6 protein-coding genes are annotated in these 12120 nt (G+C 59.7%); 4 read left to right on the top strand and 2 right to left on the bottom strand.

All coding sequences use genetic code 11. The features are described from left to right. The first annotated feature begins 5 nt into the window (after positions 1-5). Entirely contained in the window at positions 6-1508 is a 1503-nt protein-coding gene (ppx, locus tag DDT56_RS12265; RefSeq protein ID WP_136166733.1) for an exopolyphosphatase, read from the top strand. Positions 1509-1708: 200 nt separating this feature from the next. Further along, positions 1709-3526: a glycosyl hydrolase family 28 protein gene (locus DDT56_RS12260; protein WP_136166732.1), complete on the top strand. Its 1818-nt coding sequence runs from the start codon at positions 1709-1711 to the stop codon at positions 3524-3526. A 33-nt stretch (positions 3527-3559) separates the two neighbouring features. Here DDT56_RS12260 and rep read toward each other — a convergent pair whose 3' ends face one another. Further along, positions 3560-5584, bottom strand: a complete 2025-nt coding sequence (rep, locus tag DDT56_RS12255) for a DNA helicase Rep (RefSeq protein WP_136166731.1) — start codon at positions 5582-5584, stop codon at positions 3560-3562. Positions 5585-5742: 158 nt separating this feature from the next. On the opposite strand from rep, the gene ppiC reads away from it, so the two are divergent. Beyond that, on the top strand, positions 5743-6024 hold the full coding sequence (ppiC, locus tag DDT56_RS12250; protein ID WP_136166730.1) for a peptidylprolyl isomerase PpiC: 282 nt from the start codon (positions 5743-5745) through the stop codon (positions 6022-6024). A gap of 80 nt (positions 6025-6104) precedes the next feature. On the opposite strand, the gene putA is transcribed toward ppiC, so the two are convergent. Next, entirely contained in the window at positions 6105-10073 is a 3969-nt protein-coding gene (gene putA, locus DDT56_RS12245) for a trifunctional transcriptional regulator/proline dehydrogenase/L-glutamate gamma-semialdehyde dehydrogenase (protein WP_136166729.1), read from the bottom strand. Positions 10074-10546: 473 nt separating this feature from the next. On the opposite strand from putA, the gene putP reads away from it, so the two are divergent. Further along, complete coding sequence (gene putP / locus DDT56_RS12240) at positions 10547-12040, top strand: sodium/proline symporter PutP (RefSeq protein ID WP_136166728.1); 1494 nt, start codon at positions 10547-10549, stop codon at positions 12038-12040. Positions 12041-12120: the final 80 nt, after the last annotated feature.

Here is a 12120-nt window from a genome sequence, read left to right as displayed (position 1 = left end):
CGCCGATGCCAAGCTCTTCTTCACTTTATGCCGCCATCGATCTCGGCTCCAACAGCTTTCATATGCTGGTCGTCAGGGAAGCCGCGGGCAGCATTCAGACGCTGGCGAAAGTAAAACGCAAAGTCCGCCTGGCGGCCGGGCTGGATAAGCAGCACCGGTTATCGCCGGAAGCGATGCAGCGAGGCTGGCACTGCCTGCGGCTTTTTGCAGAACGGCTGCAGGATATCCCGCGCGAGCAGGTGCGCGTCGTCGCCACCGCCACCCTGCGGCTGGCCACCAATGCCGACGAATTCCTGCAACAGGCCCGGCGGATACTGGGCCTGCCGGTGCAGGTTATCAGCGGTGAAGAAGAAGCCCGGCTTATCTATCAGGGCGTAGCCCATACCACCGGCGGCCCGGAAAAACGTCTGGTGGTCGATATCGGCGGCGGCAGCACCGAACTGGCCACCGGCACCGGCGCGCAGGCCACGCGGTTAATCAGCCTGCCCATGGGGTGCGTAACCTGGCTGGAGCGCTACTTTGCCGATCGCCACCTGGAAAGCGGCAATTTCGAGCGCGCCGAACAGGCCGCCCGCGACATGCTGCGGCCGGTTGCGGCGTCCCTGCGTGAACAGGGTTGGCAGATCTGCGTCGGAGCGTCGGGCACCGTACAGGCGTTACAGGAAATTATGGTCGCCCAGGGTATGGATGAATATATTACCCTGGCGAAGCTTCAGCAGTTGAAACAACATGCGATCCAGTGCGGTAAGCTGGAGGAGCTGGAAATTGAAGGCCTGACGCTGGAACGGGCATTGGTTTTCCCCAGCGGGCTGGCCATTCTGCTGGCGGTTTTTCAAGAGCTCGGCATTAACTGCATGACGCTGGCCGGCGGCGCGCTGCGCGAGGGTCTGGTCTATGGCATGCTGCATTTGCCGATTGAGCAGGACATTCGCCACCGCACGCTGCACAATCTGCAACGCCGCTATCTGCTGGACATAGAACAGGCCGAGCGGGTAAGCGCGGTGGCCGATAATTTCCTGCGGCAGGTCGCCCGGGACTGGCAGTTGGACGACCGATGTCGCGAGCTTCTGCATAACGCCTGTCTGGTGCACGAAATTGGCCTGAGTATCGATTTTCGCCAGTCGCCGCAGCATGCGGCCTATCTGATCCGCTATAGCGATCTTCCCGGTTTTACTCCCGCGCAAAAGAAACTGTTGGCCACCCTGCTGCAAAACCAGAGCAACCCCGTCGACCTGATGCCGCTGAGCCAGCAAAACGCGCTGCCGGCGATCCAGGCGCAGCGCCTGTGCCGTTTGCTGCGTCTGGCGATTATTTTCGCCAGCCGCCGCCGTGACGACACCCTCCCCGCGGTACGTTTGCGGGTGGATATCGCCGGCGACGGTTTGCACGTTGCTCTGCCCGCCGGCTGGATGGCGCGGCATCCGCTGCGGGCGGAAGCGCTGGAACAGGAAAGCCGCTGGCAAAGCTACGTTCACTGGCCGTTGATTCTGGAAGAAAACCCCATTTAATCTCAACGGGTTGTGACTTCGTCCGCCCGTATTAACCTCTCCGTTTGCACTCTCGCCCGTTGTTCTGTGATCCCCTTCCGGTACAAAAAGAAACGTCGAGTGTATTTTTATAAAACATCGTTTCTTTTATAAAAATAAAATAGCCATTCCCTCTGTAAGGCTAATGACCTTAACCCGATACACTCTGAGGAAAGATAAACATGCAACCTTCCACCCGTTACCGGAGCGGTATGTTTGCCGCGATGTTAAGCCTGACCGCCGCGCCGATTACCTTTGTCGCGGCGGCTCCGCTGCCGGCTCCGCAAAATTTGCAGGTTCCCACCCTGGCCTATGACGATCGCAGCATCGTTCTGGTATGGGAAACCCCGGAAGACAACGGCGATATTATTGATTACCACCTTTACCAGGATGGAAAATCCCTGGGGCTCGCCAGCCGGAACAACGATCGGCACTCACCGGCCAAGCCCTATATCAATGCGTTCTACGCCAGCGACGAACGCGCCTTTCATCACAAGATTGCGATACACAATTTTAAGGCTGAAGGGCTGCAACCCGGCACGGAATACCGCTTTACCGTCAAAGCGGTCTATGCGGACGGCTCGCTTTCCGCCGCCAGCAATACCGTGAGCGCGAAAACCGCCGTTTTCCCCCAGGTGGTGAATATTAATGAATTTGGCGCCAAAGCGGACGGTAATACGCTGAATACCGCGGCGATCCAGCAGGCCATTGATGCCTGTAAGCCCGGTTGCCGGGTCGATATTCCCAGCGGGATTTACAAGACCGGCGCGCTTTGGTTAAAAAGCGATATGACGTTGAATCTGCAAGCCGGCGCCGTTCTGCTGGGCTCGGATAATCCCGCCGACTATCCGGCCGGTTATCGGCTCTACCCATACTCCACCACCGAACGTCCGGCGTCGTTGATTAATGCCATTGATGCCAAAAGCTCGCACCCCGGCACGTTTCGCAATATTCGCATCGTCGGCAAAGGGATGATCGACGGCAACGGCTGGCGGCGAACCGCAAAAGGGGAAATAAAGGACGAATTGGGCGGGACGTTGCCGCAGTACGTCGCCAGTAAAAACAGCAAGGTACACGAAGACGGCATCCTGGCTAAACATCAGGTCGAGCAGGCCGTCGCCGGCGGAATGGACCTCAAAACCGCCTATGGACAACGGCGCTCCAGCCTGATCACCCTGCGCGGCGTGGAAAATGTCTATCTGGCCGACTTCACGGTGCGCAACCCGGCGTTTCACGGCATCATGAACCTGGAAAACCATAACGTGGTGGCAAACGGTTTGATTCACCAAACCTATGACGCCAACAACGGCGACGGCATCGAATTCGGCAATAGCAAAAACGTAATGGTATTCAATAACTTTTTCGACACCGGCGATGACTGCATCAACTTCGCCGCCGGGACGGGAGAAAAAGCCCGCCAGCAGGAACCCATGAACGGCGCCTGGCTGTTCAATAACTATTTCCGCATGGGGCACGGCGCCATCGTGACCGGCAGCCATACCGGCGCCGGGATTGAAAATATCATCGCGGAAAACAACGTTATGTATCTGACCGACATCGGTTTGCGGGCGAAAAGCACCACCGATATCGGCGGCGGCGCGCACAACATTCTGTTCCGCAACAACGCCATGAAGGATATCGCCAAACAGGCGGTGCTACTCACGCTGAGCTACTCCGATGTCAATGCGAAAATTGATTATCCGCCGTCAACAACGCCCGCCCGGTTCCATGATTTCCTGATAAAAAATGTCACGGTACAAGGCAGTACGGGTAACTCTCCGTCCATTGAAATCAAAGGGAACAGCGCGAAAAACGCCTGGCACAGCGACATCCATTTCGCTAACGTCAAGCTGGAGAATGTCCCGCCGACGGCGATTAGCGACTTACGCAACAGCCGGTTCGACGGCGTGGTATTCAGCCAGCTGCGCGATGGCGACGCGCCGTGGAATTTTACCGCCACGGAAAATGTGAGCGTCGACGGTAAGGTTATCAATCCGTAAACCGGAACAGGGCGGGCTCCCCCGCCCTGACCGTCACTTGCTTTCTTTCGCCTTCGCCAGCTGCTCGCGGATATTCGCCAGATGACTTTGCCCCTTCTGCATCCGCTCCTGTGGGCTGACCACCTTGCGCTCCGTCTCCCAGATCAGGTCGTCCTGCGGCAGCTCAAGCAGGAACCGGCTGGGCTCCGGACGCACCAGTTCCCCGTACTGGCGCCGCTCTTTGCAGAGCGTAAAGATCAGCTCCCGCTGCGCGCGGGTAATGCCGACATACGCCAGACGGCGCTCCTCATCGACATTATCTTCATCAATGCTGCTCTGGTGCGGCAACAGCCCTTCCTCCATGCCCACCAGAAAAACGTAGGGAAACTCCAGACCTTTCGACGCGTGCAGCGTCATTAACTGCACCTGATCCAGCTCTTCCTCATTTTCCCCCCGCTCCATCATATCCCGCAGGGTAAAGCGCGCCACCACCTGGGTCAGCGTCATCGGCTCGTCCAGATCCGACCCTTGCAGCATTTCCGTCATCCAGCTAAACAGCTGATTGACGTTTTTCATGCGCATTTCCGCCGCCTTGGGGCTGGGCGAGGTTTCGTACAGCCAGCTTTCGTAGTCCAGTCCGTGGATCAGGTCGCGAACCGCCGCTATCGGCTCAGACTCCGCCTGCCGGGCGACCTCCGCCATCCACTGGGTAAAACGTTGCAGAGACTCCAGCCCGCGCCCGGTCAGGGACTGGCTTAATCCCAAATCAAAGCTGGCGCTGAACAGGCTTTTATTGCGCTGGTTGGCCCACTCCCCCAGCTTCTTCAACGTCGCCGGGCCAATCTCGCGTCTGGGCGTATTGACGATGCGCAAGAAAGCGCTGTCGTCGTCCGGATTGGTCAAGACGCGCACATAGGCCAGCAGATCCTTGATTTCAGGACGGGAAAAAAATGAGGTGCCGCCGGAAATGCGATAAGGGATGCGGTTCTGCATCAGCATTTTTTCAAATAGCCGGGACTGATGATTGCCGCGATACAGAATGGCGTAGTCGCGATACTCGGTTTTCTTGATAAAATGGTGCGCAATCAGCTCGCCGACCACCCGTTCGGCCTCGTGATCTTCGTTGTTGGCGGTGATGATTTTTAACTCGTCGCCATAGCCCAGCTCGGAGAACAGGCGCTTTTCAAACACGTGCGGATTATTGGCTATCAGGATATTGGCCGCCTTGAGAATCCGCCCCGAGGAGCGATAGTTCTGCTCCAGCTTGATCACTTCCAGCCTGGGGAAATCCTGCTGCAACAGCACCAGATTCTGCGGGCGCGCCCCGCGCCAGGAGTAAATCGACTGATCGTCGTCCCCCACCACGGTAAAGCGGGCGCGGCTGCCCACCAGCAATTTGACCAGCTCATACTGGCTGGTGTTGGTGTCCTGATATTCGTCCACCAGCAGATAGCGCAGGCGGTTCTGCCAGCGTTCGCGCACCTCGTCATTCCGTTTAAGCAACAGCGTGGGCAGCAGAATCAGATCGTCGAAATCCAGCACGTTGCAGGCGCGCAGATGGTCGTGGTATAGCGCATAGCAATGGACAAACAGCCGGTCGCGCTCGGAACGCGCCGTTGCCGCCGCGCCGGCGGGATCGATAAGATCGTTTTTCCAGTTCGAGATCGTCGACGTCAACTGCTGCAACAGCGTTTTATCGTTTTCCAGCCACTGCTCGGTCAACTCTTTCAGCAAGGCCATCTGATCCTGATCGTCAAACAGGGAAAAGTTGGCTTTCATCCCCAGCGCCGCATACTCCCGCTTGATGATCTCCAGACCCAGCGTATGGAAGGTGGCGATGGTCAGCCCGCGAGTTTCCTTGCGTCCCAGCGTTTGCGCCACCCGTTCTTTCATCTCGCGCGCCGCTTTGTTGGTAAAGGTCACCGCGGCGATGTGCCGAGGCTGATAGCCGCACTGGCGGATCAGATGGGCGATTTTATTGGTGATGACGCGCGTCTTGCCCGAACCGGCCCCCGCCAGCACCAGACAAGGGCCGGTAACGAATTCGACAGCATGTTGTTGGCTGGGGTTTAAACGCATAACGATATTGCTCACTCATCAAACGAACGGCGATTGTAGCAGAAAGCCAGCGCGATCCTGATCGGGGATTTATACTGACGAAGGCACACCGCAGTCTACATCCCGCGTTGCAGATGTTACATTGCACGCGGGAATCTCTAACGTAAAAAGGTAATAAAATGGCGAATACCGCGGCAGCACTGCATATTCTGGTGGATACCGAGCAACAGGCCAACGACATTCTGACCCAGTTGCAACAGGGCGCTGACTTTCAGAAACTGGCGCAGCAATACTCCACCTGCCCGTCAAAGCGCAACGGCGGTGATTTAGGCGAGTTTCGCAAAGGCGATATGGTGCCGGCTTTCGATAAGGCGGTGTTTTCCTGCGAGCTGCTGAAACCGGTCGGCCCGGTGAAAACGCAGTTCGGTTATCATCTGATCAAAGTGCTGTATCGCAACTGAGGCCGCCGCGCGCCCTGCCGTAAGGAAGGCGCGTTGTTTGCAAACGCGTTCCTTTCCCGGCAGGGCGATAGCTCCCGGACTTAGCCAATGGTCATCAGGCTGGCATTGCCGCCGGCGGCGGCGGTATTGATACTCAGTGCCCGCTCATGCAGCAACCGCTCCAGCAGGATGCCGCTCTCGCCGCGGGCAAATCCCTGTACGGAAACGATCGGCCCCTTGCGCTCGGCCAATTGCTGGCTCAGTTGGCGCAGCCGATCCGCGTCGCCGTGATAGATCACCGCGTCAAACGCCGGCTCCGCCTGCCGCCAGTCGTCGCTGAAGCGAATGCGCGCCTGCACGGCCTGCGGTAAACGCTGGTACAGCGCTCTTCCCGCCTCCGACTCCAGCCACAGAACGCGGCCGCCGACGGCCAGCACGGCGGCGAGCTGCGCCAGCGCGTCCTGCTCGTCATCCGCCAGACATAACACCCATTCGCGCGGCACCAGCGTATAGCTGTTGCGCTCCCCCGTCGGCCCCGGCAGCAGATAGGTCGAGCCGCCCAGTCCGCTCTCGCCGTAGCGCCGGCAGAGGGCGGCCAGATCGTCGCGTTGTTCGTCCCGCGCCCACTGTTCAAACGCCCGCCGCGCGCCCAGCAACGCCGCCCGCGCGGCGGTATCCGCCGTTTGGCCGCCATCCTGTCGGGCCAGCCCTTGCGCCACCGCCTCGTCCGGGCGATGCGACAGCAGGCGGTACAGATACAGCGGCCCGCCCGCTTTCGGCCCGGTGCCCGATAGTCCCTCCCCGCCAAACGGCTGAACGCCCACCACCGCGCCCACCATATTGCGGTTGACGTACTGATTCCCCACCCGGACTTCCCCGGTCACGCGGGCGATGGTTTCGTCAATGCGCGTATGCAGGCCCAGCGTCAGGCCGTAGCCTGCCGCGTTAATCTGCCCGATAAGCGCGTTCAGGTTCTGACTCTGATAGCGCACCACGTGCAACACCGGCCCGAATACCTCCTGCTCCAATTCGTCAAAACTTTCCAGCTCAATCAGCGTCGGCTTGACGAAAGTGCCGCGTTGCCACTCCAGGCCCTCTTCCGGCCGCGCCGCCTGAAAAACCTGGCGCCCTTTGGCCCGCATGGCCTGAATATGCCGTTCGACGGCCTGCCGGGCGTCCGCGTCGATCAGCGGCCCGATATCGGTGGAGAGGCGCTCGGGATTCCCCATGCGGTATTCGGCCATCGCGCCGCGCAGCATCTCCAGCGTCTGCTCCGCCGCGTCCTCCTGGATACACAATATCCGCAGCGCCGAACAACGCTGGCCGGCGCTGTCGAAGGCCGAGGCGATAACGTCGGTCACCACCTGTTCCGTCAGCGCGGAGGAGTCGACAATCATCGCGTTCAGCCCGCCGGTTTCGGCAATAAACGGGATGGGATGCCCCTGCGCATCGAGACGCCCGGCAATTCTGCGCTGCAACAAACCGGCGACCGCCGTCGAGCCGGTAAACATCACGCCGCGGATCCGGCTGTCGTCGACCAGCGCCGCGCCGACGGTTTCTCCCCGCCCCGGCAACAGCTGCAGCACTCCGGCAGGCACCCCCGCCTCCAGCAGGATACGCACCGCCTGGGCGGCAATCAGCGGCGTTTGCTCCGCCGGTTTGGCCAGCACGCTATTGCCGGCGGCCAGCGCCGCCGCCACCTGCCCGGTAAAAATCGCCAGCGGAAAGTTCCACGGGCTGATGCACACCACCGGCCCCAGCGGCCGGTGGGTGTCATTGGCGAACGACTCGCGCACCTGGCTGGCGTAATAACGTAGAAAATCAACCGCTTCACGCACTTCCGCTATCGCATTGTCGAAGGTTTTACCCGCTTCGCGCACCAGCAGCCCCAGCAGATGCTGCAGTTGGTTCTCCATCAGCGAGGCCGCGTTATTCAGCACCGCCGCGCGCTCCGCCGGCGGCGTGGCGAACCAGATGGCGCCGCCGTTTAGCGCGGCGTCCAGCGCCCGTTCGACGTCCGCTGCGCAGGCCTCGCGCACATAGCCGACGATGTCGCCGGAGTCCGCCGGGTTGACCACCGGCTGCGCCTCGCCCGGCTCAGGCTCGTCGGCCATCAGCGGCCCGGCCTGCCATGGCTGCGCCGCGCTGCTGAGCAGCGCGCTGGACAGGGAAGCGAGGCGGTGCTCATTCGACAAATCCAGCCCGTTGGAATTGGGCCGCCCGTCGCCGTACAGCCGGCGCGGCAGCGGGATGCGCGGATGGGGCAGACCGATACGCCCTTCCGCCTCGGCCAGCGCTTCAACGTCGCTGACCGGATCGGCCACCAGCGCTTCCAGCGGCAGGCTGGCGTCGGCGATACGGTTGACGAAAGAGGTATTGGCGCCGTTTTCCAGCAGGCGGCGCACCAGATAGGCCAGCAGCGTCTCATGCGTGCCCACCGGGGCGTAGATGCGGCACGGACGGTTCAGTTTGCCGTCCGCCGCCTTCCCCACCACCTGCTCATACAGCGGTTCGCCCATGCCGTGCAGACACTGGAACTCATACTGGCCGGGGTAGTAGTTGTTGCCGGCCAGGTGATAAATGGCGCTCAGGGTGTGGGCGTTATGGGTGGCGAACTGGGGATAAATCAGATTCGGCGCCGCCAGCAGCTTACGCGCGCAGGCCAGATAGGAGACATCGGTATAGACCTTGCGCGTATAGACCGGATAGCCTTCCAGACCGTCCACCTGCGCCCATTTGATTTCGCTGTCCCAGTAGGCGCCTTTCACCAGGCGGATCATCAGCCGCCGGCGGCTGCGCTGCGCCATGTCGATCAGGGCGTCGATAACGAACGGACATCGCTTCTGATAGGCCTGAATAACAAACCCGATGCCGTTCCAGCCGGCGAGCTGCGGTTCGAAACAGAGTTTTTCCAGCAGATCGAGGGAAATCTCCAGCCGATCGGCCTCTTCCGCGTCGATATTAATGCCGATATCGTAATGGCGGGCCAGCAACGTCAGCGACAGCAGACGCGGGTATAGCTCATCCAGCACTCGCTGGTACTGCGCCCGGCTATAGCGGGGATGCAGGGCGGAGAGCTTGATGGAAATGCCCGGCCCCTCATAGATTCCGCGCCCGTTGGAGGCTTTGCCGATGGCGTGGATCGCCTGTTGGTAGGAGACCAGGTAAGCCGCGGCGTCTTTTTCCGTCAGCGCGGCTTCGCCCAGCATATCGTAGGAGTAGCGGAATCCCTGCGCTTCCAGCTTGCCGGCGTTCGCCAGCGCCTCGGCGATGGTTTCGCCGGTGACGAACTGCTCCCCCATCAGGCGCATCGCCATATCCACCCCTTTGCGGATCAGCGGTTCGCCGCGTTTGCCGATGATGCGGTTAAGCGAGCTCGACAGATTGGCTTCGTTATGGGTGGCGACCAGCTTGCCGGTAAACAGCAGCCCCCAGGTGGCGGCGTTGACAAACAGCGACGGGCTGTTGCCGAGATGGGCGTGCCAGTCTCCGCCGCTGATTTTGTCGCGGATCAGCGCATCGCGGGTCGGCTTGTCCGGAATGCGCAGTAAGGCTTCGGCCAGACACATCAGCGCCACGCCCTCCTGGGAGGAGAGCGAAAATTCCTGTAGCAGCCCCTGCACCATGCCTGCGCGACCGGTGGCCCCTTTCTGCCCGCGCAGCCGCTCGGCGAGGCGATAGGCCATTTTATGGGTAGATTGCGCCATTTCATCGGGAAGTTTCGCCTGTTCAAGCAACATCGGCACCAGTTCCGTTTCCGGACGGCGGTAGGCGGCGGTGATGGCGGCGCGAATCACCGACTGGGGCAAAACCTGTTCGGCAAAATCCAAAAACGGCTGATGGGTTTCTTCTTCCTGAGATTGCGGCATAATCTCTTCCGCTTCAATGTGGCTGGACGTGGCCGATTGCGGTATCTCAGGAGTATCGGCGCCGCTTTCCAGGCGTTCGAGGTAGTTGAAAACGGCCTGTTTGATCAGCCAGTGCGGTGTGCGATCGATGCGCTGCGCAGCAGCCTTGATGCGGTCGCGCGTTGCCTCGTCGAGTTTGACGCCCATCGTGGTAGAACCCATTCGCTCCACTCCTGTCATTAAAAGTACATATCGTCCACGTCAATATCGGCCATGTTGCAACTTTGTGCAACCTTGTTAAATCAGGGGCGTACACCAGGTAATTATTTTCGCCATTTTTAACATTCCGCCGCGCTGGAAAACGGCTCGCACCGCCCGCGGAGAAAAGGAACATCCGGTATAAGGATTTCTTATCCATAGTATTATCAGGGAATTATAAAATGCGATCGCCGCTGTGATTTTCGGCCAGACCGATTATGGTAAATGTGATGTGGAGTGAGAAATATGTAATTCATATGTTAAAAATACTGTTGGTAACGCACTTGCTCAACTAGGATAACCAACGGCCGCCAATGCGAGTGGCACTTATTGCAACCGATAACACTCCTCTCTGCGCCCCGTTCCGGCCAGAGTGGAGAGCCAGGATTTATCGCAACCACAACGGTGCGCGAATAATAACGAACGTGGAGAGTGAAATGACAATGAGCACACCAATGCTGGTGACTTTTCTGGTGTATATTTTCGGGATGGTACTTATCGGCCTGTTCGCCTATCGCGCCACGCATAATTTCGGCGATTACATTCTGGGCGGACGCCGCATGGGCAGCCTGGTCACCGCCCTCTCCGCCGGCGCGTCGGATATGAGCGGCTGGCTATTGATGGGATTGCCTGGCGCCGTGTTTATTTCCGGCATTTCCGAAAGTTGGATCGCCATCGGCCTGACCATCGGCGCTTACCTTAACTGGAAGTGGGTGGCCGGCCGTTTACGCGTGCACACCGAAGTCAACCATAACGCGCTGACCCTGCCGGACTATTTTACTCACCGTTTCGAGGACAACAGCAAGCTGCTGCGCGTGATCTCCGCGGTGGTTATTCTGATCTTTTTCACCATTTACTGCGCCTCCGGCGTGGTGGCCGGCGCCCGCCTGTTTGAAAGCACCTTCGACATGAGCTACGGCGCCGCGCTGTGGGCGGGCGCCGCCGCCACCATCGCCTACACCTTTATCGGCGGATTTCTCGCCGTAAGCTGGACGGACACCGTACAGGCCAGCCTGATGATTTTCGCCCTGATCCTGACGCCGGTGATGGTGATCCTGTCGCTGGGGGGCATCGATACCTCGCTGCTGGTGATTGAAGCGAAAAATCCCGCCAATCTGGATATGTTCAAGGGATTGAATTTCATTGCGATTATTTCACTGATGGGCTGGGGACTGGGCTATTTCGGCCAGCCGCACATTCTGGCGCGCTTTATGGCCGCCGATTCCCACCACATCATTCACCGCGCCAGACGCATCAGCATGACCTGGATGATCCTCTGTCTGGCCGGGGCGGTGACCGTCGGCTTCTTCGGCATCGCCTATTTCTCCAACCACCCGGAACAGGCGGGCAACGTTTCCCAGAACAGTGAACGCGTGTTTATCGAGTTGGCCATGCTGTTATTCAACCCGTGGATCGCCGGCGTATTGCTGTCGGCCATCCTGGCGGCGGTGATGAGCACCCTCAGTTGTCAGCTGCTGGTGTGCTCCAGCGCCATCACCGAGGATTTGTACAAACCGTTCCTGCGTAAAAACGCCAGCCAGAAAGAGCTGGTGTGGGTAGGCCGCGCCATGGTGCTGCTGGTGGCGGTTATCGCCATCGCCCTGTCCGCCAACCCGGAAAACCGCGTGCTGGGGCTGGTCAGCTATGCCTGGGCCGGTTTCGGCGCCGCATTCGGGCCGGTTATCCTGATCTCGCTGCTGTGGCCGCGCATGACCCGCAACGGCGCGCTGTTCGGCATGATCGTCGGCGCGGCCACCGTGCTGATCTGGAAACACTACGGCTTTCTGGGGCTGTATGAAATCATCCCCGGTTTCCTGTTCAACTGCGTGACCATCTTTGTGGTCAGCCTGCTGGGCAAAGCGCCGTCCAAGGCGATTACCGAACGCTTCCAGCAAGCGGAAACGGAATTCAGATCCATCAAGGAAGCCTGATCCGCCGGGCGCGGTTCGCCGCGCCCGTTTCTTGTGCACAGAAAACCCCCAGCTAGGCTGGGGGTTCCGTAAAGCTTTCA

This window comes from Brenneria corticis, assembly GCF_003115855.1.
GTDB classification, from domain to species: domain Bacteria; phylum Pseudomonadota; class Gammaproteobacteria; order Enterobacterales; family Enterobacteriaceae; genus Brenneria; species Brenneria corticis.
Note: the sequence above shows the minus strand (reverse complement) of the source record. Positions and strands in the feature narration are given on the sequence as shown.

What these genes read in the sequence shown, in the direction of transcription:
- putA (WP_136166729.1), bottom strand. Translation starts at nt 10,073, where the DNA reads ATGGGTTCTACCACGATGGGCGTCAAACTCGACGAGGCAACGCGCGAC.
- ppiC (WP_136166730.1), top strand. Translation starts at nt 5,743, where the DNA reads ATGGCGAATACCGCGGCAGCACTGCATATTCTGGTGGATACCGAGCAA.
- putP (WP_136166728.1), top strand. Translation starts at nt 10,547, where the DNA reads ATGACAATGAGCACACCAATGCTGGTGACTTTTCTGGTGTATATTTTC.
- ppx (WP_136166733.1), top strand. Translation starts at nt 6, where the DNA reads ATGCCAAGCTCTTCTTCACTTTATGCCGCCATCGATCTCGGCTCCAAC.
- DDT56_RS12260 (WP_136166732.1), top strand. Translation starts at nt 1,709, where the DNA reads ATGCAACCTTCCACCCGTTACCGGAGCGGTATGTTTGCCGCGATGTTA.
- rep (WP_136166731.1), bottom strand. Translation starts at nt 5,584, where the DNA reads ATGCGTTTAAACCCCAGCCAACAACATGCTGTCGAATTCGTTACCGGC.